This is a genomic window from Candidatus Planktophila dulcis, assembly GCF_002288225.1.
In the GTDB taxonomy this organism is placed as follows: Bacteria; Actinomycetota; Actinomycetes; order Nanopelagicales; family Nanopelagicaceae; genus Planktophila; species Planktophila dulcis.
This window is the reverse complement of record NZ_CP016777.1, coordinates 1,194,610-1,215,569: the sequence shown is the minus strand read 5'-3', so window position 1 is coordinate 1,215,569 and position 20,960 is coordinate 1,194,610. Positions and strand designations below refer to the sequence as shown.

The window sequence follows — 20,960 nt, the reverse complement described above, 5'->3', positions numbered from 1 at the left end:
AGGGAGATAAGAAATGGCAAAGATCGTGGTTGATGTGATGTTAAAGCCCGAAATTCTCGACCCACAAGGAAAGGCAGTTGCTGCAGCGCTTCCTCGACTTGGATTCACCTTTGCTAAGGATGTTCGCCAAGGAAAGCGATTTGAGATTGAGGTTGATGGCGATCCAACTCCTGCACAATTAGCCGATGTTGAAAAGGCTGCCGAGAAGCTTCTTTCAAACCCAGTCATTGAAAACTTCACAGTGCGAGTGGAGAAGTAGTAAGTATGAAAATTGGTGTTGTAACTTTTCCAGGCACTCTCGATGATCGAGATGCTGCTCGCGCAGTTCGCCATGCCGGTGGTGAATCAGTAGCTCTCTGGCATAACGATGCAGATCTTCACGGTGTAGATGCAGTCATCCTCCCTGGTGGCTTCTCCTACGGTGACTATCTTCGTTGTGGTGCTATCTCACGCTTTTCTCCAGTGATGGAGCCCATCATTAAGGCTGCCCAGGGTGGCATGCCTCTACTAGGCATCTGTAACGGCTTTCAGGTCCTTGCAGAAGCTCACTTGATTCCAGGTGCCCTTACTCGTAATCATGAACTTCACTTCCTATGTCGTGATCAGAAGATCAGTATTGAAAATACCAATACAGCGTGGACTTCTTCGTTTTCTCAAGGTCAAGAGATTGTCATTCCACTAAAAAATGGTGAAGGCGCATATATGTGCGATGACGAAACCCTTGCGATGTTAGAGGGTGAAGGTCGCATCATTGCTCGATATGTGGGAGAGAATCCCAATGGCTCACGCAATTTGATTGCGGGAATTACCAATGAGCGCGGAAACATTGTTGGCTTGATGCCACACCCAGAGCATGCAATCGATTCACTCACTGGTCCATCTGCTGATGGTCTTGGATTCTTCACATCTGTCCTAAAAGCGATGGTGAAGTAATGTCACTTGACACCGTTGCAACAGCGCAAGCAAATCCAGATGCATCACAACCCTTTGCAGAACTTGGTTTGAAGCCGGATGAATATGCACGTATCAAGGAAATCCTTGGTCGTCGTCCAACTTCATCAGAGCTCGCAATGTATTCAGTGATGTGGTCTGAGCACTGTTCATACAAATCATCCAAAGTTCACCTCAAGCAATTTGGGGATAAGGCAGTAAAGACTGATGCACTCCTTGTTGGTATTGGTGAAAATGCTGGTGTTGTCGATGTCGGTCAGGGATATGCCGTAACTTTCAAGATTGAATCGCACAACCACCCATCATTTATCGAGCCATATCAAGGTGCTGCAACGGGTGTTGGTGGAATTGTTCGTGACATTTTGACAATGGGTGCACGTCCGATTGCAGTGATGGATCCACTTCGCTTTGGACCTGCAGATGCGCCAGATACACGTCGCGTATTGCCAGGCATCGTTGCTGGCGTTGGTGGTTATGGAAACTGTCTTGGCTTGCCAAATATTGGTGGCGAAGTTGTCTTTGATCAGACTTATCTCGGAAATCCCCTTGTAAATGCGCTCTGTATTGGCGTTATGAAACATAGCGATATCAAGCTTGCAAAGGCAGCTGGTGCTGGAAACCTCGTTGTTCTCTACGGTGCAAAGACCGGTGGCGATGGAATCGGTGGCGTATCTGTACTTGCATCAGAGACATTTGAATCTAAGGGACCTGCAAAGCGTCCAGCAGTTCAGGTTGGCGATCCATTTGTAGAGAAGGTTTTGATTGAATGCTCACTTGAAATCTTTGCTGAAGATCTCGTTGTTGGTATTCAAGATCTTGGCGGTGCTGGACTTTCTTGTGCAACATCAGAGCTTGCATCAGGTGGTTCAGGTGGCATGAAGGTGCAGTTGGACAAGGTTCCGCTACGAGATCCATCACTTTCACCAGAAGAGATCTTGATGTCTGAATCACAAGAGCGTATGTGCGCAATTGTTGAACCAAGCAAGATTGCACGCTTTCTTGAAATCTGTGAGAAGTGGGATGTCACCGTCACTGTGATTGGTGAAGTCACTGATGGCAATCACCTTGAAATTACATGGAATGGTGAACTCATTGTTGATGTTCCACCTCGCACTGTGGCCCACGATGGTCCGGTCTATAACCGACCACTTGCACAGCCTGCATATATCGATGCAGTTGCAAAAGAAGTAATCAATATTCCGCTTCCATCTACTGCTGATGAAATCAAAGCAACAGTTCTGAAGCTTGCAGCAACTCCCAACCTTGCAGATAAGTCATGGGTGACAGATCAATACGATCGATATGTTCAAGGTAATTCGATTCAATCACAGCCTGATGATTCTGGAATGGTTCGTATTGATGAAAAGACACATCTGGGCGTTGCAATTGCAACCGATGCCAATGCGAACTGGTCATACCTGAATCCTTATGAAGGTGCGAAGTTGGCGTTAGCTGAGGCTGCTCGAAACATTGCAACAGCTGGTGCAAAGCCGTTGGCAGTTACTAACTGTCTGAACTTTGGTTCTCCTGAAGATCCAGGGGTTATGTGGCAGTTCGCAGAGACAGTGCGTGGCCTTGCTGATGGGTGTCTAGAGATGGGCCTACCTGTTACAGGTGGCAACGTCTCCTTCTATAACCAGACAGGTGCGGTTGCAATCCTTCCAACACCAGTCATTGGTGTTCTTGGTGTCATCGATGATGTTCGCACTCGCACACCGATGTCATTTGATCGCGCAGGTCTTGATCTCTATCTCCTAGGTGAAACAGAGAATGACCTTGCAGGTAGTGAATGGGCATATATGCATAACCAACGTGGCGGAATTGCACCGGTTGCAGATCTTCAACGTGAAATGCGTCTGATTGATTTATTGGTCGCAGGTCGCACGAAGAAGATTTTCACAGCAGCTCACGATTTGAGCCAGGGTGGATTATCAGCAACTCTGACTGAAATGGTCTTGCGTCACAACATTGGTGCAACTGTGCAACTCGACAACGTTGGACTTTCTCTCTTGAGTGAAACTCCAGGACGCGTTGTCGTGGCAATCGATCCTGCGCAAACCGCAGCTCTTACGAGTGAGGCTGCATCACAGAAGATTGCACTCACAAAGATTGGAACAACAGGGGGAGATTCACTCGTAATTAACGATGCGAAAATTTCACTTGTTGAACTTCGTAAAGCTCATTCCGAAACGTTCCCGAAACTCTTTGGATGATGTCAATGCGCGATCCTGAAGTACTTGCAGAAGTGAAGCAGACTCTTGCTCTGCTGACGCAGCGCTCACCTGGTCGCGCCATTGAAGTCCGTATTCCTCCTTATGCTGCCGTGCAATGCGGAGAAGGACCAACGCATACCCGTGGAACTCCTCCTAATGTGATTGAGATGGATGCGCAGACTTGGCTAGCACTAGCTCGTGGTGAGAAAAGCTGGGCGGATGCAATGGCAGAAGGCCTCATAGTTGCATCAGGTGTGCGCGCTGATTTAACCGAACTACTACCGCTTAGGATGACCCCATGAGCCGTCGCCCCGATGGATTGTTAAATCACAATGTTCTTGAAGACGATAAAGGTCCACAAGATGCATGTGGAGTCTTTGGTGTGTGGGCACCGGGTGAAGAAGTCGCAAAGTTAACCTTCTATGGTCTTTATGCACTGCAACACCGCGGCCAAGAATCAGCAGGTATCGCAACATCTGATGGCGAACGCATCTTGGTCTATAAAGATATGGGCCTTGTCTCTCAAGTATTTACCGAAACAGATCTAGCATCCCTTGTCGGCAATCTTGCAATCGGTCACTGTCGCTACAGCACAACGGGATCCAGCACATGGGTCAATGCACAACCAACTCTTCGCCCCACAAAATATGGAACTCTCGCTCTTGCCCATAATGGGAATCTCACTAACACCGGAGATCTTGCTGAGTTAGTCCAGAAACTTGAAGTAGATGTGCCAAAAAATGATCGCGGTGCAACAACAGATACTGAAATCATGACAGCGCTCATTGGTCTGCAGGATGAGAAAAATGTTGAAGCAAGTGCAATGGCAGTTCTGCCAAAACTAGAGGGTGCCTTCTCACTCGTCTTTATGGATGAACACACTTTGTATGCAGCGCGTGATCGCCATGGTGTGCGCCCGCTTGTAATCGGAAAGCTTGAACGAGGATGGGTAGTTGCATCTGAATCTGCGGCGCTCGACATCGTCGGTGCTGCATTTGTGCGTGAAGTCGAACCTGGTGAATTTCTAGCAATTAATGAAGATGGAATTCGATCTGAGATGTGGGCAAAGCCGGAGCCAAAGGGATGCATCTTTGAATATGTCTATCTCGCTCGCCCCGATACAACGATTGCAGGACAGAGCATTCACGCTGTGCGCGGTCGTATTGGTCAGCGTTTAGCGATTGAAGCACCTGTTGATGCAGATCTTGTTATTCCTGTTCCTGAATCTGGAACTCCTGCAGCTATTGGTTATGCAAAGCAATCAGGAATTCCGTATGGGTTGGGCCTTGTGAAGAATTCCTATGTGGGGCGCACCTTCATTCAACCATCACAGACAATTCGCCAGCTTGGTATTCGCTTAAAGCTCAATCCACTTCGCGAGATCATTGAGGGCAAGCGCATCATCGTTGTTGATGACTCGATCGTCCGCGGCAATACACAGCGCGCGCTAGTTCGTATGTTGCGTGAGGCAGGAGCACTTGAGATTCACGTTCGTATTTCATCTCCTCCTGTGAAGTGGCCATGTTTCTATGGAATCGACTTTGCAACTCGCGCAGAACTTATTGCAAGCGGTCTAGAGGTGGAAGAGATTCGCCGCTCCATCGGCGCCGATTCATTGGCCTATGTCTCTGAAGAAGGTTTGATTGAAGCGACAAATGTTGAAGAATCTAAACTCTGTCGCGCATGCTTCTCAGGTGTTTATCCCATCGCTATTCCTACAGATATGTCTGAAGGCAAGATGCGCCTTGAAGTTACCGATATTCACACCGATAAGGTTCATAAGTAATGGCAACATATAAAGATTCTGGCGTTGATATTGATGCAGGAGATCGCGCAGTAGAGCTGATGAAGGCATCGATTGCTCGCGCATCCCGACCTGAAGTCATGGGTGGCATCGGTGGATTTGCAGGGCTCTTTGATGCATCAGCACTGAAGGAGATGAAGCAACCGCTGCTTGCAACATCAACTGATGGAGTGGGAACTAAGACAGAGATTGCACGAGCGATGGGCAAGTACGACACCATCGGTGAAGATCTTGTTGCGATGGTTGTCGATGACCTTGTGGTATGTGGGGCAGAACCACTCTTTATGACTGATTACATCGCGGTTGGAAAAGTTATCCCTGAGCGCATTGCAGATATCGTTGCTGGAATTGCACGTGGATGCGTCAAGGCAGGAACCGCACTCGTCGGTGGAGAAACTGCAGAGCATCCAGGTTTACTAGATGAAGATGAATTTGATATTGCAGGGGCAGCAACTGGTGCAGTCGATGCTGATAAGCAGCTTGGAGCACATCGCGTGAAAGCGGGCGATCTGATCATCGCAATGCCAGCAAGTGGATTCCATGCAAATGGATACTCGCTCATTCGCCACATCCTTGCCTCACAGAAACTTGATCTCGCAAAGACCTACGAAGGGTTTTCACAATCACTCGGTGAAATCCTTCTTACTCCAACAGAGATTTACTCACTTGATTGTTTAGCGCTGATAAAGGCGCAAGGTGAAAAGTTACGCACTTTCAGCCACATCACCGGTGGGGGACTTGCAGATAACACCGCTCGCGTTATTCCAGCAGGGCTCACAGCAAAGTACGACCGATCCACATGGGCACTTCCACAAGCCACTAAATTCTTGGCAGAAGTTGCTTCAGTGCCACAAGAAGATATGGAGCGCACCTGGAATTGCGGTATTGGAATGTCGGCAGTGGTGGACCCATCTGTTGCAGATCTAGTCCTTCGCTCTCTTGCAGCTCGTGGAATGTCAGCTTGGGTTGCTGGTGTCGTTGAGCCTTCTGGAGATAAGGACGCCGCTCGTTCATACTTGGTATCTGACTACAAGGGGTAAATTTCATGGCAAGTAAGTCCAAGCTCGCACAGAAGAAGCAGGCAACATCTGCGAAGAAGATTAACTTCTACCTGATTGGCATTCCTGTCTTTGCCTTCTTCATCAAACTGATCATCATGGCCAATATCAAAGGCACCGATGGCGGAGTGCTAGGTGGATGGCTTGGCGCAGATGGTGAGAATTACTTAAGTGGCGTCGATGGCCTACTTCAGCAAGGTTATTTCAGCGATAAGAGCATCTTGTCCTACTGGCCTGCCGGTTATCCAATTCTTATCTGGATTCTTACAAAGATTTCATTGGCCCACGTTATTTACCTCATTGCATTTACCCAAACTATTTTCTATGCCTATGCCAGCTATTACTTTGTGAAGCAGCTGCGTGGCACTCGTTTGCAGCCATATATGTTCCTTATTGGATTGGCTCTTGCATTTAATCCAACGCTTTCACTGAGCTCGCTTGCAGTTGGATATGAAAGCCCTATTGCAGCTTGTATGTTGATGGTCGTTGGCTTGATTATGAAATCATGTCAGAGTGCCCATGACCGCCAATTTGTTCTGCGTGTGCTCTCAGTTGGGTTCTTCTCAGCACTTGCATCCTTTATGCAGCCACGTTGGATTCTCACCTCACTCGTTATTGCAGCATTCTGGGCGCTCATCACCAAAGGTCGCAAAGCACAGGCACTTATTCTTGTTGGAGTCATTGGCGTGATGACACTTGCTCCTGCCATCATGATGCAACGCAATATCAAATCCATTGATAAGGCTGTCATCTCAACAAACCTTGGCGTGACGATGCGCATCGGTGCAGGGGATGAAACCCAAGGTGGTTATGCTCGTACTGGTCCTGATATTCCATGCGAACCAACACCACCTGCAACAGCGACAACTGATAACGATGTTGTTAAGTGTGTGATCAAGTGGTATGCCACCCACCCTGGTAAATCAATTCGTCTCTTCATCAATAAGGCTTGGTTCTATTGGACGCCGTGGTCAGGTCCACTGGGTAACGGAACAATGGCACGAAATCCATGGCTTAAGGTCAATCCGATTGTGAATATTGCTAAGGGCAGCCAATCTGGAAATGATTTGGTCTATAAATCAGTAGGGCGCGGAATTTCATTCTTCTGGGTAATCGGCTGTATCTCACTCTTCTTCATGGGATTCTTCTGGCTGCGCTCTATGAAGGGCATCTACGCCAATTTGGCCTACGCCTCATTCATTCCTGTCGTGATCTCCTGGCTTGTGGCCATGGGAACGATCGGGGACCACCGCTTTCGCATCCCTACGATGACCCTGAGCGTCTTCCTGCAGGTCATGGGCTACTTCGCCCTGCGCCATAGGCTCAAAACAGGCTCATTTGCCGTTGCTTTGGAGTCAAGTGGCCAGGCGCGATAACCTACGCGTCTGACACATTAGCTATTCGTAAGGAGGTCGCCCATGGGTCGCGGCCGTGCAAAAGCAAAACAAACCAAGGTTGCTCGCGATTTGAAGTACAACTCTCAAGAGATGGATCTCGATCGCCTCACCAAGGAACTCCACGGTGATGTTCCTAATCAGCAGAATCAGGATGATGACGATCCCTTTGCTGAAGGTAATTACATCCCACGAGCGTGAGACCAACCCCGTACGTTGCATCCCTTCGTATCTACGAACCACTTTCTGCATTTGAACCTGTCGACCGAATTCGTTGGCAGAATATTGATGCAAATATCGATTCACGCAAAGAGGAGCAGGCGCTCGCACTCCGCCGTTTAGTTTTTCCTGAACCACCAGCAGTTCGCCCTGATGGAGCACATGTTCTCGACATCAATGGCATTCGTTATGTCTCACCATGGTCGACTGCAACTCGTTGCTGGGCAGCACTGGATGATTTCAAGGAATCACTTCCATCATCGATTACTCCATTTTTTATTCCACCATCACTCGAAGAGGTAATTACCACCGGCGTTGATTTATTGGAAGATCGCGTTCCCCACATCATTACCGAAAATTGGATTATTCCTCCACGCTGGTTCTCCATCTTCACTCCCGATGAGCGAGTGCGTGGAGAAGATGATGATGGACCTTATTCTTTTGCTCGCACCACGATGGCAAAGGCGCGTGAGCGCTCACTTGCATCCCACGAAATTGTGTTAGGTGCATTTGGGCAAGGCCCTGTCGAGCAAGAGATTGAAAATATGATTGATTGGCTTGAACTCTTTCATCCCCAATCACTGGTGGAACTCGATTACGGTGGGTTAGCTGCCTATCTCGATTCATCACTGCGCGCAGCAGGCCTTGATGGAATTAATGAAGATTCATCTATTGAAGATGTGGCATTTAGCTTGTCTGGACTCTCGGCAGGGGATGGATCAGTTGCAGGACAGGGATATGAGCGTCTTGTGAGCCGTTGGCGCGGCGTTCAGGCCTTCGAATCAGCTATCTAGCGCTCATTTATTCATCTGCTGCGGTATTGCCATCAGCGGTAGTGGTGGGGAATACTTCCCGTCATTACGGAGCAAAACGGACATTTCAGTCCACACTCCAATGAGCGAACTTTGTGGGAGAGCATATGAATCGTCTGCCTGATGCAGAAGTTTTGCTGACTCCTCGTGAAGTCGCTGATTTATTCGGAGTCGATCCCAAGACAGTAACTCGTTGGGCAAAGGCAGGAAAGCTCACCTCCATCCGCACATTAGGTGGTCACCGCAGATATCGTAAATCTGAAGTTGATGAACTTCGCACAAATTACTTCAAGGCACAGAACTAATCTTTCTGTAACACCATGAATTATTCCATCGAGCAATTTTTCTTACTGGGTTTCCTCACTCTGATTTTTGTTGGCCTCATTACCCCACCGATTCGCCAACTCGCTCTGCGCCTTGATGCAGTTGATGCGCCCACTCTTGCGCGCAAAGCACAGAAAGAGCCCGTTCCTTATTTAGGTGGCGTGGCTATTGCGGTGGGAATCGTTGCAGCATCCTATGGCTCACTTCTTGCAGTTGATTTCTCCGTGCAAACTTTTAAGTTGGCAAGCTTTGTCTTAGTTCCGGCAATGGCAATCTCAGGGATGGGTCTCTGGGATGACCTGAAAGGCCTGGAGCCTTGGCCACGCCTTGTTGCACAGACCTTCACCGGAATTATCGTTGCAGTCATTTTGACTGTCACAGACACTATGGGCTTTGCCTTTAATAACCATCTCCTGAATTACTTCATCACCGTGTTATGGATTGTGGGAGTCTGTAATTCGATTAACTTCTTTGATAATCACGATGGAGGGGCAGCAGGAACTGTCGCCGTTATTACCTTCTTCCTCTTCTTTATTGCCTATGACCGCCAGCAGATATTGGTCAGCGCACTTGCGATTGTGACAGCAGGTGCCACAGCAGGATTTCTCATCTGGAACCGCCATCCTGCAAAGATCTATATGGGAGATGCGGGTTCGCTCTTCCTTGGCATCATCATCTCTGTATTAACGATTCGCCTCAGCCCTGGTGTTGTTCCTTCTTATAAGTCACTTGCGATTCCACTCTTTCTGATGGCAACCCCAATCTTGGACACCACTGTCGCCGTTATTTCACGCCTTTATCGAGGCATCTCACCTTTCCAAGGTGGACGCGATCACCTATCTCATCGATTGATGCGCAAAGGTCTTAATCGTCGAATAACAGCTTTCACCCTGTGGGGACTTGCAGCCTTCTATGGCTTGATCGCTATCTCTATCTATACCTGGCCTGATACCTATGGAGTTCCATTGATTATCGTTGGAGCAGCGCTCTGGCTGGCAAAGCTCGTCTATTTCTTACGAATTCCATCTGAGGGGTAGACTCACACCATGGCTGATAAGAATGATGATGTAAAAGCAAGAATGCTTGCTGCCCTTGAAGCAAAGAAGAATAAGAAGGGCGCTCCAGGCACTCAAACACATTCTGAAGGTGGTTCAAAGATTCGCGGCGGACAACGCAGCGGTGGCGCTCCACAAGTTCAGCGCAAGGCAGGACCTTCAGGTTCTGGCTCTGCAGGCTAAATTTTCTTTAGGTAGTGCCCTTTCTTCTAGAAATTAGAGTTCGTCCCAATACTTCGCGAAATAAAGTTGGCGGAAGTGTTGGAGAGCCCCCACGGTTAGTAGTTGCTGTTCAAGCCCCAGCAATTGATGGCAAGGCAAATCAAGCAGTGATCAAAGAGTTAGCGAATGCATTTAATCTGCGTGCTCGTGATTTCACCATCGTCTTTGGTGAACTTGGACGCGATAAGAGGCTCTTGGTAGAGGGAGATGAAAAAACTCTCCAAGCAAAGCTTGAAGAGCTGATGGGCGAGCCCACACTTTTGTAAATCACTTCTCGGTCTATTACTTGTGGCTCGGGACAGGATCGAACTGTCGACCTCACGATTTTCAGTCGCGCGCTCGTACCAACTGAGCTACCGAGCCAATATGTAGTTGTGATCCTGCTGTAGTTAAAAAAGAAGAGAGCGTGTGGACACTCTCTTCTTTCGCGACCCGGACGGGACTTGAACCCGCGACCTCCGCCGTGACAGGGCGGCGCGCTAACCAACTGCGCTACCGGGCCTTACACATTTACATGCGTTCGACCATTTTTCTCTTCTTTCGAAGCGTGCCCCCAACGGGATTCGAACCCGTGTTACCGCCGTGAAAGGGCGATGTCCTAGGCCCCTAGACGATGGGGACGTTTGAGGCTCGCAAATCGTACCTTCTTAAGCGTGCACGACCAAACTCGGTGAAAAAGCCCCTAGATAGAGGGATGAAAATGGCTTCTTTTAGAGCAGCGACCACTGCACAGTGACAGAGATGCTCACATCTTGCTGACCTAAATCAATCACCGTTGCATCTGATTCTGCTTTAGCAACAGCCATCACAGGTGTGTAATTTGTTGGAGCAGAGTTTTCAACGAGGTAATTCACTTTGCCAAGCTTTACACCCATCAACTTTGCATACGATGTTGCCTTTGCTTTCGCACTCTTTACTGCAGCAGCACGAGCAGCTTCTAGTGACTTTGTGGAATCAAGAACAAACGGAGTTGCTCCATTGATCTGCAAGTTATCTCCACCTGCTGCAACAAGTGCATCAACGAGTGATCCAGCAGTATCTGCAGCTCGCACGGTAATGGTGAAGGATTGTGATCCACGGTAGCCAGTCAGAGTAGAGCCGCCATCGTTGGTGTATTTGTACTCTGGATAGACGCTAACGCTCTGAGTTGCAATATCTTTCGTATCAATCTTTGCTGTTTTCAACGCAGCCCGCACGGCGGTTGCAGTCTTTGCAGTGGCAGCGAGTGCTTCTTTGCTTGTTGCAGCAACGGATGTGGCAGTTGCGTTAATGCGCACTGCATCTGGGACAACTTTGACTGTGCCTTGCGCCGAGACTGTGATGTAGCGAGTGGCTGCTGCATGAGCAGAAGGTGAGATCACACCTGCCACAGCAATGGAGAGAAGGGCAATGAGGGAGATGCGTTTACGAGTTGTCATAAACCTATTATCTCTTACTTCTTGTGGCTACGGTTATAGATCTCTGTGTGATCTCTGAGCATTCTCTCCAGTGAGAAGTACTTATGTGCTCGAACTTTTCCAGCAGAGCCAAGGCGATTTCGAAGTGCTGAATCTGTTGCAAGTGCGCTTAAAGCACTAGCCATCGCACCCGGTTGGGGTGAGGTGAGAAAACCGGTTTTATCGTTTTCAACGATATCTGAAATAGATCCCACAGCAGGGGCCACGATAGGTAGCCCAGCTTGAGCTGCTTGAATCAACGTCAGTGGGATACCTTCGTTATCACTTGTCAGTATTGCAATATCACTTGCAGCAAGCAGATCATCAATATCTTTGCGCCATCCCAAGAATTTCACTGGCAAGTGCTCTGCAGCTGCTCGCGCCTTAGAACTTTCAAAGAGTTCACCTTCACCAGCGATAAGAAAGTGAATAGGAACTTCGCGCTTAACCATCGCAGCTGCAACATCTAAGAGTCGATCGGGGCGCTTAATCTGTGTAAGGCGACCAACGAATGCGCAGTAGATAGTGGCCGGATCTAATTCGAGGTTTTTGCGAATCTCAGCCTTGCTTGCAGTGTGAGGCTCAGGTAGTCCTGGAAAGAAGACACTGTATTGGCTTGCAGTACCTATGCCTGCGGCAATGAGTTCGCGCTGAACTTGTGTGCCAATTGCAATGAGGTGATGTGTGCGCTTTGCAAAGAATTTCTCAATTAAAACTACAAGCTGTGTTTTCCACCCTGCGAAATATCCATGCAAGAGATGGCCATGGAAGGTGTGAATACGAACAGCGCCACGTCCTGCAATGATCGATGCCAACCGACCGAGCACGCCAGCTTTTGCTGTGTGAGTATGGATCACATCAGGCTTAAAAGTCTTGATGGTTTTAATGAGTCCTAAGAAGGCTGTGAAATCTGCAATGGGAGAGACAGAGCGACCAAGACCTGCAATACGCGTTGCTTTGATATCGGTGGCAACTTCATCGAGGAAGTCAGCTTCTGTTTCATCGCAATAACCAGTAATAAGAATCTGCTCAAAGCGAGAGGAATCTATTCCGCGCATTAGCTCTGCCACGATGACGGCCGGTCCACCCACATTCATGCGGGCGATAATCTGCATTACTTTGATGCGCTCGGCCATGTGGTTATCTTCTCGCAAAAAGGCTGGATAATTGAACTTATGACTAGCGGGCAATTCGTATCCAACTGCACAGCAGATGCGATGGCTCGCGCCGCACAGAGTTTGAAATCAGGCTCTCTCATCGCTTTCCCCACTGAGACTGTCTATGGACTTGGTGCCGATGCAACTAACCCAGAGGCTGTGGCACGGATTTATGAAGTAAAGGGACGCCCTGCCGATCACCCACTCATCGTTCATGTGGGAGATATGCAAGATATAGCGCAGTGGTCTGATGAGATTCCAGATTACGCAATCGCGCTTGCTCGCACATTCTGGCCAGGCCCAATGACTTTGATTCTCAAGCGTTCACCCCTTGCACAAGATTTCATCACTGGGGGACAAGAAACAGTTGGGCTTCGAGTTCCCAACCATGTCATTGCACTCGCACTCCTGAATGAGTTTAAGAAGATTGGTGGCAAAGGCATTGCAGCCCCGAGTGCCAATCGCTTTGGCCATGTTTCACCCACAACAGCTAAGGCTGTTAGCGATGAGCTCTCTCAATATTTAGCACAGGATGATTTGATTCTCGATGGTGGGCCATCACAGGTGGGAGTTGAATCCACCATTATCGATTGCACAACACAAAGCCCAAAGATTCTTCGCCCTGGTGCAATTACGGAAGAGATGATTAAAGAAGTAACTAAACTTGATCTTTCCTATGATGCAACTGAAATCAGAGTGAGTGGTTCACTAGAAAATCATTACTCACCAAGTGCGCAAGTAGTTCTTGATATCACTCCAGAAAAAGGTGATGGCTTTATCGCCTCAATTGAAATCCCAACACCTGATGGAGTCATTCGATTGGCATCTCCTGCAAACAATGAAGATTTTGCGAGAGTGCTATATGCCGCGCTACGAAGTGCTGATGAGCAATCGTTATCGCGCGTAGTTGTGAAGCAGCCTTCCGGTGACGATATCTCCGTTGCAATTCGGGACCGATTACTGCGTGCTAGCCGTGGGCGTTGAGGTAGTAGACTGCGCCAGTTCATTAGTTGGGGCCTATAGCTCAGTCGGTAGAGCAACGGACTTTTAATCCGTGGGTCGACAGTTCGAGCCTGTCTGGGCCCACACATGTATCTTCACGATATGAAAAGTAAGTCTTGGCTTCCTGCCTATCTAGCCCTTGGCTTCGTGTGGGGCTGTTCCTTTATCTTCATTAAATTAGGCCTTGAATTTCTTACTCCCTTTGGCGTTGCCTTTGGCCGTTGCGCATTAGGTGCGCTCTCTTTGGTGCTCTATGCCAAGATCCAAGGCGCTGCGATGATTTCAGATAAGAAGTTACTTCTTCATTTATGGGTAGTTGCGATGCTGCTCAATGTCATTCCTGGAGTTCTCTTTGCACTTGCTCAGACAGAGGTGACATCAGTTCTTGCAGGAATTATCAATGCGGTCACACCGCTAATGACGCTGCTTGCAATTCTTATTGTTCATAGGGAAGAGAAACCAAAAACCTTTCAATTCGTTGGGATCATCATCGGATTTACTGGAGTACTGATTGTTCTGGGCGCATGGCGTGGTCTTGGTGATAATCCGCTCTGGGCAATCTTGGTATTACTTGCAGCAGTTTCTTGTTATGGAATTTCATTTCCCTATACGCGCAAGTATGTGATTCCTTATAAGGCCAAACCAGAATCTATTGTTGCAACACAGCTGACGCTAGCTGCGGCAACACTTCTGCCTTTCTATCTCTTTGATGGAATAGCTCAAGATGAATATCGTCTGACGCCAGTCCTTGGAATGATCGCGCTCGGTGTTTTTGGCAGTGGCTTTGCCTATATCTGGAACTTCAAAGTGATGGAGTTAGCCGGAAGTGCGATTGCAAGTAGCGTGACGTATTTGACCCCGGTTGTGGCGGTCATTGTGGGAGTGATCTTTCTCAATGAAAAAGTCACATGGCATGAACCTGTTGGCGCTTTGGTAGTTCTCCTAGGTGCAGCGATTGCTCAAGAGCGAATCAGATTTAGGAAAGAGTAAAACCGAATGGCAGCTCAAGTCGATGAGTACCAAGTAACTTTTCATTTTTCAATATTGATTCGGTTTTATCGTCTGCAACAATGATTCCACCAGAGAGAATCACTGCTCTTTCACAGAGCTCGTGTGCGTAGGGAAGGTCATGAGTCACCATCACGATAGTGACATCGAGTGAGCGCAAAATGTCCGCCAACTCTCTGCGGCTAGCCGGATCAAGATTTGATGAAGGTTCATCCATAACCAAGATTTCAGGTTTCATCGCAAGAACTGTGGCAACTGCGACTCGTCTGCGCTGTCCAAAGGAGAGGTGATGCGGAGGACGATCCTTAAACTCACTCATACCGACTAACTTCAGCGCATAGTCAACGACTGCCTCTAGCTCATCACCTCGCACTCCCATGTTGTAAGGGCCGAAGGCAACATCTTCACCGACTGTTGGCATAAATAACTGATCATCAGGATCTTGAAATACGATTCCGACTTTTGAGCGAATGTTTCTTATGGAATCCTTATTTTTGGAATCAACTTTCTCACCTGCAATAAAGACTTCACCTTGCATAGTCTGGTGAATTCCGTTCATATGCAGAACAAGAGTGGTCTTACCTGCGCCATTAGGCCCAAGGAGTGCTACTCGCTCTCCCTTCTCAACACGAAGGTTTACTCCATAGAGAGCTTGATTGCCATCAGGATAAGCAAATGCCAGATTATTGATTAGTAAACTCGGGTGGTTGCTCATGTTTTATCCATTCATTCTAAAGAAGATGGAAATCAGCAGTGCAAATGCAGGAATACTCAGTGCTCTCAACCATGTCGAGTAACCGACAAATTTCACTTCCGTATGTGGGAGCTCACCATCAAATCCACGAGAGAGCATGGCTAGATGCACGCGTTCCCCGCGTTCGTAAGAACGGATAAATAGCGCTGCAGCCGATGTAGCGATAACTTTCCAATGCTTGATTCCTGTCGCATCGAAACCGCGAGATTGTCGTGCAATCTTCATTCGTTCCATCTCATCACTGATTACATTGATGTATCGAAGCATGAAGGATGCAATCTGAACCATAATAAGTGGCAGCCGTAGTCGCTCTAGACCTCGCAAGATCTCGCGAGCAGTAGTAGTTGTTGAGAGGATGACAGCGCTTAAGACACCCAAAGTTCCTTTGGCAACAATTGAAAGCCCAGCCAACAGTCCATCTCTATAGAGATTGAAAGGACCGAGTTCAAATCGTTCGCCAGTTCCAACGAAAGGCATCAGAACTGCGAAGAATATGAAAGGCACTTCAATCAGAGCTCGTTTTGAAAGTGTGAGTACTGAGATCTTTCCAGCTAGCGAGGAGGCAATCACAAGGATTAGGAATCCCACAAAGGCAGGCCAGTAGGTGATGGGGGTAGATACAACGACCAACACAAAAGAGAGAACAGCGAGGATTTTTACATGCGAAGGCAAAGAGTGCACAACTGAATGGCGATGAATGTAAAGCCTTTCACCTACATCATGGCCATGGTGATGGCCATGAGAGTGAACCTGACTCTTTTCTGAGGATAAAGTCTCTATTTGCTTGCGCCATTCTTGCGTCGCAGAATCAAGAAGAGCCCTGAAGAAACACCTGCGGTGGCGAGTACACCAATGACCCCGGCTGCTCCCGTGGAAAGCCGTTCATTCTTAACACCCTTTACTCCATAGTCAGCAAGCAATCCATCTGAATTCGTATGTTCTTTGGCCTTATCAAGGAAACCAATATCTTCAGCTACTTTTTCAAGTCCGTCTGGGCTAGAGGATGCATAGTTCGAGACAACCCCTGCTAGCAATAGCGATAGAGCAAACCCAGCAATAATAAATTTATTTTGTTTTTTCATTTATTTACTCGCGTCTCTAGTAAATGTGTAGTTCCTTTGTAGCCATAGACAAGATCAGAACGGCTAGCCATTACTGCTCCTACAGCTAGTGCTGTGATAACTCCTTCACCAATTCCTATAAGTAAGTGGGTTCCAAGCATGGCTGTGAGTACTTGTGAAATAGAGAATGTTGCAGTTCCGCCGATTGCATACTGGAGGACAAATCCTGCGGCAGCACATGGAACTGAGATTAATCCTGCAAGAAAAGCAGCGATTGATATTGAAGACTTATTTTTTGGTAGAAATTTCTTAACGAGGATGAAAATGAGGTAACCAACCCACACTCCGACTAAGGACATGTTAAAGATGTTGAGTCCGAGTGCGGTTAATCCTCCATCAGCAAAGAGCAAGGCTTGCATCAGCAAGACAACAGTCAGTGCCAGCGATGCTGCCCACGGACCTACAAGAACTGCAGCAAGGGCTCCACCCAGTAAGTGGCCACTTGTTCCAGCAGCGACTGGGAAATTAAGCATCTGCACAGCAAAGATAAATGTTGCTGTAAGTCCAGCAAGTGGAGCGGTCTTCTCATCGAGGGAGGATCTAGCCCCCTTGAGTGAGATAGCCACACCAGTTGCAGCTAATCCAGCGAAGGCGACAGAGGTAGGAATGTCGATGAAGCCATCAGGAATATGCATGGTCAGCCCTTTCTAGATGCAAATGATTCGCAAGAAGAGAAGATTAACCGAGAATTTACGCCCAAGCGAGTTGAAATAACCACGAGCGTGGGGGCGTTAGGTCTACAGTGCAGGAATCTCAAGCAGCTGGGGGGTCTTTAGATGAGTGATGACGAAGGCCAGGATGATCTTGTTACTGAGGAGATGCTCTGGGATCGCATCCCTGAGGTCCACGGTGAAGAGCGAGCCAATACCTATTACGAACTCTCTGCCCGCATCTTTGCCCGCGGCCAATATGACGAGGCGCTCGCGCTCGCAGAAACCGCTCGAGATATCTTCTCTGAACTAGGAGCATCTGCTCCCAGTGAAGGATTAGCGCAGGCATATTCTGCCATTGGTTACAACCTCAATCAGCTCAAGCGCATGGATGAAGCTGCAACTGCGATGAGCCAAGCTGTTGCAATCTTGCGTGAGAACAAATCTCCTATTGCACTTGAGCTCGCCTGCACACTCGGTGAGTGGTGGTATGCCTCAAAGAATTATGAAAAAGTTATTGAGACTATGTATGAGTGTTCGCAGGAGCATCTCGTTGATGGAAACACAATTGGTGCAGCCAATGACATGCACCTCATCGGTTGCGCACAGCGCGAACTAAAGAATTTTGCCGAAGCAATCATCTGCTTCCAAGAGGCACGCAAGATGTTTAAGTTAGAGAAAGAAGTAATTCATGTTGCGCGATGCGATCAAAAGATTGCCTCTTGCTATGTCGAACTTGGCGATGGTGAGAAAGCAATTGATGCAGCGCGTAAGTCCATCGATGTCTTTGAAACGGCCCATGATCACCGCCGCGAAACTTTTGCACTCTTTGAGTTCGGAAAAGCAGAGATTCTCCTTGGGAAACTAGAAGATGGCCTATCCACGCTCGATGGCGTCCTTCAAATCATTACCGACGATGAACCGAAAGATTTTGAATTCATTCTCGATATCGAAGACCGCATGGTTGCTGTCATGCGCCAATTAGGGCGCATGGAAGAAGCTGATGAGGTTGAACGTCGATTGAAGTCAGTGCGTGAAGCCCTCGCTGATGAACCTGCATCAGATGCAGATGTCATACTCAACGATTAAATCTTGCGCGGTAGGTGCTGAAGCGCCCAGTGATACATCGCGATAGCACCAGCAGCAGATGCATTCATTGAACGCGTAGAACCATATTGTTCAATTGCATAGAGAACTTCACAGATAGCAATTCCTTCATCTGACATTCCGGCACCTTCTTGGCCAAAGAGAAGTACGCACTTCTCAGGAAGTTCTGCACCTTCTAAATGCTTAGATCCTGGGACATTGTCGATTCCAATGATGGGGGTCTCATTCTCAGAACACCACTGTGCAAATTCGGCGATGGTGGGGTGATGCAGAACAGTGAGATATCTATCGGTCACCATCGCACCGCGCTTATTCCAATCGCGCTTTCCAACGATGTGAACAATAGATGCATTAAAAGCATTTGCTGTGCGAACAATGGAGCCAATGTTTAGATCGTGCTGCCAGTTTTCAATTGCAATCTGGAGTTTATGACGTTTTGTATTGAGGTCGGCAACAATCGCTTCAACTGTCCAATATCTGTAGTAATCGAGAACATTTCTGCGATCACCATTTTCCAAAAGCTCAGGATCATATTGAGGACCTGTAGGCCAAGGTTTTTCGTGAGGGCCAACGCCTACTACTGGGAAAAATTCACCCGGTCCGATGACCGCAGGTGTATTGATTTCCATGGATGCACTCTAAACTTAAGCAGCCGGCAATACCAATAACTTTGAAGGAGTCACAATGGAGATTGTTTATCACATCGCTTTTGGCATCCATCTGCTCTGCGTAGTTGCGATTCTGGCTCTCTTACTCTTGCAGGCGAATAAGAATCCTAAGAAGCTCAATCCTGGCATTGTTCATGCAACGCTCACAGCGCTGATTGCAGCTCTTGTGATGGTTGGATTGTGGGATCAAGTCCATGATGAAGCACTTAACCACACCAAGGTCGGTATCAAGGGACTGGTGCTTGCAGTCATATTGACTCTGGGTTACACACATCTTAAGAAGCCGGTACTCAAGAATTCAATCTGGGTAACAATGCTTGGACTGACAGTTCTCAATATCGTTATTGCTTACGCCTGGTAATACTCGATATGAAAAAGTTTGGGATTCTTGCATGCCTTGTTTTTGCAATCCCAAATCTTTTCCCGGGGCAAGCAACTGCACTTGATCCAATAAATGTTGCTGCAACCTTTGAAAGACTTACAGCAGGTTCCGCACTTGCTAATCCTTCAGTTGTGGTCATAGATCAGCTCACAGGTCAGGTTGTATTTGAGAAGAGCGCATACTCACAACGAAAGCCTGCCTCTGTCCTTAAAATCTATTCAGCAGCAGCAGCGCTGACATATATGCAACCCACTCAAATTTTCACAACGTCAGCTTGGGTTGGGGTGAATCCAAAGAGCCTTGTTATCCAAGGCTCCCTTGATCCATGGATGAGTCTGAGTGATCCTGTTGCAAAGAAGATGGGTCGCACTTCCATTCCTCGAATTGAATACAACTCACTTTCAGCTCTCAAGGAAGCAAATCCGGGATCTATTCGAAATTCAACAATTTATTACTCTGATTTGTATTCGCAAGATGTTGCCAACATTAAGCGCTTCTTTATTAAGCAAGGCGTTAGCCCCATTATGAAGAAGGTGAGCACGGAGGAAGCACAGATGCTTTCTGCCGAGCAGATACTTTCTTCAGATTCTCCAGACCTTCAAGAGATGCTGGCTTTTGCGCTCACGTGGAGCGATAACTTACTAACTGAACGCATTGCTCGTCTTGCTTCACAAGCAGCTGGTTATCCGCTGAGTGATGAAGGCGTAGCCCGAACTTTTGAAGAAGTACTCACAGGACTTGGAGTGAGCAACAAAGGGCTATTAATCAAAGACGCAAGCGGGCTCTCGAAAGAGAATCGAGTCACAGCAATACAAGTTGGTCAGTTACTCGTGAAGATTCGTAAAGATTCTCGATTTGCTTCACTCATTAGTGGCCTGCCAATCAGTGGATTAACGGGAACCCTGCGCAATAGATTTGTTGACACAGCACCGCAAGCAGTTGGTCTTGTTAAGGCTAAGACTGGAACTCTTAATGGAACTGCAAATCTTGCTGGCTATGTTGAGGCTGGAGATCGTGAATATGTCTTTGTCATCATTGCTGACAGATTAAAGACAAGTTCACGTGCTGAAAAATTTGCACGTTCAACAGTCGATAGAATTTTAGGAAAGATAGCAGCACCACTCTTGCCAGTATTTCCTACACAACCAGCTGAAGTAGTTATTGAAGAGGTTACGACAACCGCTTAATCGTCATCTTCGTCTTCTTCATCATCATCGTCATCATGATCGCGATCGCCACGATCATGTTTGCCTTCACGACCTTCATCATCGTCATCGTCGCGTTGTGGAACATTGCTCACTACTGGCATAGGTAGTGAATTAAGGCTAGAAGAGAGCTTGGAAGATGGCAGAGTTTGCCCAGTTGGCGCAGGCGCTGAATTCGCATTGTTGGAAATGGCAGGGGTACTAATTTGTGCTGCTGCCATAGATTGTGAAACAACCGGAGTATCTGCAACTGCAGAAGGCTCATCTTGTGCTGTTGCAAAGATTGAACCGCCCAGAATGATTGCACCGGCTGTTACCAAAGTAGCTATAGGAAGCTTCTTATTTATCTTGCGGATACCGGCAGATGGGCTCTTGTCCTCTGTTAGTTCAAACCACTCAGGTTTCTTCGATGTCATTG

General features: G+C 47.7%; 26 protein-coding genes and 4 tRNA genes. 19 read left to right on the top strand and 11 right to left on the bottom strand.

What is annotated here, in order from left to right:
- The first annotated feature begins 13 nt into the window (after positions 1-13).
- From purS to A1sIIA65_RS06250, 13 genes are all read left to right on the top strand, one after another.
- Positions 14-259 (top strand): phosphoribosylformylglycinamidine synthase subunit PurS, encoded by a 246-nt coding sequence (gene purS, locus A1sIIA65_RS06310; RefSeq protein WP_095676688.1) that lies wholly within the window; start codon positions 14-16, stop codon positions 257-259.
- Positions 260-264: 5 nt separating this feature from the next.
- Positions 265-933: a phosphoribosylformylglycinamidine synthase subunit PurQ gene (gene purQ / locus A1sIIA65_RS06305; protein ID WP_095676687.1), complete on the top strand. Its 669-nt coding sequence runs from the start codon at positions 265-267 to the stop codon at positions 931-933.
- Entirely contained in the window at positions 933-3,164 is a 2,232-nt protein-coding gene (gene purL, locus A1sIIA65_RS06300) for a phosphoribosylformylglycinamidine synthase subunit PurL (protein WP_095676686.1), read from the top strand. Before purQ ends, purL begins: the two co-directional genes overlap by 1 nt.
- A complete protein-coding gene (locus A1sIIA65_RS06295) occupies positions 3,161-3,466 on the top strand; it encodes a sterol carrier family protein (protein ID WP_223298522.1) in 306 nt (101 codons plus the stop codon). The genes purL and A1sIIA65_RS06295 overlap by 4 nt, the downstream gene beginning before the upstream one ends.
- Positions 3,463-4,950, top strand: a complete 1,488-nt coding sequence (gene purF, locus A1sIIA65_RS06290) for an amidophosphoribosyltransferase (RefSeq protein WP_095676685.1) — start codon at positions 3,463-3,465, stop codon at positions 4,948-4,950. The genes A1sIIA65_RS06295 and purF overlap by 4 nt, the downstream gene beginning before the upstream one ends.
- A complete protein-coding gene (gene purM / locus A1sIIA65_RS06285; RefSeq protein WP_095676684.1) occupies positions 4,950-6,008 on the top strand; it encodes a phosphoribosylformylglycinamidine cyclo-ligase in 1,059 nt (352 codons plus the stop codon). Before purF ends, purM begins: the two co-directional genes overlap by 1 nt.
- A gap of 5 nt (positions 6,009-6,013) precedes the next feature.
- Entirely contained in the window at positions 6,014-7,402 is a 1,389-nt protein-coding gene (locus A1sIIA65_RS06280) for a hypothetical protein (protein ID WP_095676683.1), read from the top strand.
- A gap of 42 nt (positions 7,403-7,444) precedes the next feature.
- On the top strand, positions 7,445-7,621 hold the full coding sequence (locus A1sIIA65_RS06275; RefSeq protein WP_095676682.1) for a DUF3073 domain-containing protein: 177 nt from the start codon (positions 7,445-7,447) through the stop codon (positions 7,619-7,621).
- Positions 7,618-8,433 (top strand): DUF8083 family protein, encoded by an 816-nt coding sequence (locus A1sIIA65_RS06270; RefSeq protein WP_095676681.1) that lies wholly within the window; start codon positions 7,618-7,620, stop codon positions 8,431-8,433. Before A1sIIA65_RS06275 ends, A1sIIA65_RS06270 begins: the two co-directional genes overlap by 4 nt.
- A 125-nt stretch (positions 8,434-8,558) precedes the next feature.
- The gene (locus A1sIIA65_RS06265) at positions 8,559-8,756 is read left to right on the top strand and encodes a BldC family transcriptional regulator (protein WP_095676680.1); all 198 of its coding nucleotides are present in this window, start codon (positions 8,559-8,561) and stop codon (positions 8,754-8,756) included.
- A 15-nt stretch (positions 8,757-8,771) separates the two neighbouring features.
- The gene (locus A1sIIA65_RS06260) at positions 8,772-9,812 is read left to right on the top strand and encodes an MraY family glycosyltransferase (protein ID WP_095676679.1); all 1,041 of its coding nucleotides are present in this window, start codon (positions 8,772-8,774) and stop codon (positions 9,810-9,812) included.
- A gap of 9 nt (positions 9,813-9,821) precedes the next feature.
- Positions 9,822-10,013 (top strand): DUF5302 family protein, encoded by a 192-nt coding sequence (locus tag A1sIIA65_RS06255; protein ID WP_095530926.1) that lies wholly within the window; start codon positions 9,822-9,824, stop codon positions 10,011-10,013.
- 14 nt (positions 10,014-10,027) lie between these two features.
- Positions 10,028-10,318 carry a DUF167 domain-containing protein gene (locus A1sIIA65_RS06250; RefSeq protein ID WP_223298521.1) on the top strand — a complete coding sequence of 97 codons (291 nt, stop codon included), beginning with the start codon at positions 10,028-10,030 and terminating at the stop codon, positions 10,316-10,318.
- Between the two features lie 23 nt (positions 10,319-10,341).
- Here A1sIIA65_RS06250 and A1sIIA65_RS06245 read toward each other — a convergent pair.
- The 5 genes from A1sIIA65_RS06245 to A1sIIA65_RS06225 all read right to left on the bottom strand — a co-directional run bounded on the left by A1sIIA65_RS06245 (position 10,342) and on the right by A1sIIA65_RS06225 (position 12,624).
- Positions 10,342-10,415: transfer RNA gene (locus tag A1sIIA65_RS06245), tRNA-Phe, on the bottom strand.
- 65 nt (positions 10,416-10,480) lie between these two features.
- A tRNA-Asp gene (locus A1sIIA65_RS06240) sits at positions 10,481-10,554 on the bottom strand.
- Positions 10,555-10,600: 46 nt separating this feature from the next.
- Positions 10,601-10,673: transfer RNA gene (locus A1sIIA65_RS06235), tRNA-Glu, on the bottom strand.
- Between the two features lie 89 nt (positions 10,674-10,762).
- Entirely contained in the window at positions 10,763-11,470 is a 708-nt protein-coding gene (locus A1sIIA65_RS06230; protein WP_095676678.1) for an SIMPL domain-containing protein, read from the bottom strand.
- Between the two features lie 14 nt (positions 11,471-11,484).
- Complete coding sequence (locus A1sIIA65_RS06225) at positions 11,485-12,624, bottom strand: glycosyltransferase (RefSeq protein ID WP_095676677.1); 1,140 nt, start codon at positions 12,622-12,624, stop codon at positions 11,485-11,487.
- A gap of 39 nt (positions 12,625-12,663) precedes the next feature.
- Between A1sIIA65_RS06225 and A1sIIA65_RS06220 the strand changes: the two genes are divergently transcribed.
- The 3 genes from A1sIIA65_RS06220 (at position 12,664) to A1sIIA65_RS06210 (ending at position 14,637) form a co-directional block, all read left to right on the top strand.
- Positions 12,664-13,629: an L-threonylcarbamoyladenylate synthase gene (locus A1sIIA65_RS06220; protein WP_223298520.1), complete on the top strand. Its 966-nt coding sequence runs from the start codon at positions 12,664-12,666 to the stop codon at positions 13,627-13,629.
- 29 nt (positions 13,630-13,658) lie between these two features.
- Positions 13,659-13,731: transfer RNA gene (locus A1sIIA65_RS06215), tRNA-Lys, on the top strand.
- Positions 13,732-13,749: 18 nt separating this feature from the next.
- On the top strand, positions 13,750-14,637 hold the full coding sequence (locus tag A1sIIA65_RS06210; protein WP_095676876.1) for a DMT family transporter: 888 nt from the start codon (positions 13,750-13,752) through the stop codon (positions 14,635-14,637).
- Here A1sIIA65_RS06210 and A1sIIA65_RS06205 read toward each other — a convergent pair.
- From A1sIIA65_RS06205 to A1sIIA65_RS06190, 4 genes are all read right to left on the bottom strand, one after another.
- The gene (locus A1sIIA65_RS06205) at positions 14,624-15,370 is read right to left on the bottom strand and encodes an energy-coupling factor ABC transporter ATP-binding protein (protein ID WP_095676675.1); all 747 of its coding nucleotides are present in this window, start codon (positions 15,368-15,370) and stop codon (positions 14,624-14,626) included. The genes A1sIIA65_RS06210 and A1sIIA65_RS06205 overlap by 14 nt on opposite strands.
- 3 nt (positions 15,371-15,373) lie before the next feature.
- Positions 15,374-16,090 carry a cobalt ECF transporter T component CbiQ gene (cbiQ, locus tag A1sIIA65_RS06200; protein WP_095676674.1) on the bottom strand — a complete coding sequence of 239 codons (717 nt, stop codon included), beginning with the start codon at positions 16,088-16,090 and terminating at the stop codon, positions 15,374-15,376.
- Positions 16,091-16,185: 95 nt separating this feature from the next.
- Entirely contained in the window at positions 16,186-16,491 is a 306-nt protein-coding gene (locus A1sIIA65_RS06195) for a PDGLE domain-containing protein (RefSeq protein WP_095676673.1), read from the bottom strand.
- Positions 16,488-17,165: an energy-coupling factor ABC transporter permease gene (locus A1sIIA65_RS06190; RefSeq protein ID WP_095676672.1), complete on the bottom strand. Its 678-nt coding sequence runs from the start codon at positions 17,163-17,165 to the stop codon at positions 16,488-16,490. The genes A1sIIA65_RS06195 and A1sIIA65_RS06190 overlap by 4 nt, the downstream gene beginning before the upstream one ends.
- 141 nt (positions 17,166-17,306) lie before the next feature.
- Here A1sIIA65_RS06190 and A1sIIA65_RS06185 point away from each other — a divergent pair, with 141 nt between their 5' ends.
- The gene (locus tag A1sIIA65_RS06185) at positions 17,307-18,269 is read left to right on the top strand and encodes a tetratricopeptide repeat protein (RefSeq protein WP_095676671.1); all 963 of its coding nucleotides are present in this window, start codon (positions 17,307-17,309) and stop codon (positions 18,267-18,269) included.
- Here A1sIIA65_RS06185 and A1sIIA65_RS06180 read toward each other — a convergent pair.
- Positions 18,266-18,916 carry a TrmH family RNA methyltransferase gene (locus tag A1sIIA65_RS06180; RefSeq protein ID WP_095676670.1) on the bottom strand — a complete coding sequence of 217 codons (651 nt, stop codon included), beginning with the start codon at positions 18,914-18,916 and terminating at the stop codon, positions 18,266-18,268. The two genes, A1sIIA65_RS06185 and A1sIIA65_RS06180, sit on opposite strands and share 4 nt — an antisense overlap.
- Before the next feature lie 55 nt (positions 18,917-18,971).
- Between A1sIIA65_RS06180 and A1sIIA65_RS06175 the strand changes: the two genes are divergently transcribed.
- Both A1sIIA65_RS06175 and A1sIIA65_RS06170 read left to right on the top strand, forming a co-directional pair.
- On the top strand, positions 18,972-19,316 hold the full coding sequence (locus A1sIIA65_RS06175) for a hypothetical protein (RefSeq protein ID WP_095676669.1): 345 nt from the start codon (positions 18,972-18,974) through the stop codon (positions 19,314-19,316).
- An 8-nt stretch (positions 19,317-19,324) separates the two neighbouring features.
- Complete coding sequence (locus tag A1sIIA65_RS06170; protein ID WP_095676668.1) at positions 19,325-20,524, top strand: D-alanyl-D-alanine carboxypeptidase; 1,200 nt, start codon at positions 19,325-19,327, stop codon at positions 20,522-20,524.
- On the opposite strand, the gene A1sIIA65_RS06165 is transcribed toward A1sIIA65_RS06170, so the two are convergent.
- Positions 20,521-20,958, bottom strand: a complete 438-nt coding sequence (locus A1sIIA65_RS06165; RefSeq protein WP_095676667.1) for a hypothetical protein — start codon at positions 20,956-20,958, stop codon at positions 20,521-20,523. The two genes, A1sIIA65_RS06170 and A1sIIA65_RS06165, sit on opposite strands and share 4 nt — an antisense overlap.
- Between the last annotated feature and the right edge of the window lie 2 nt (positions 20,959-20,960).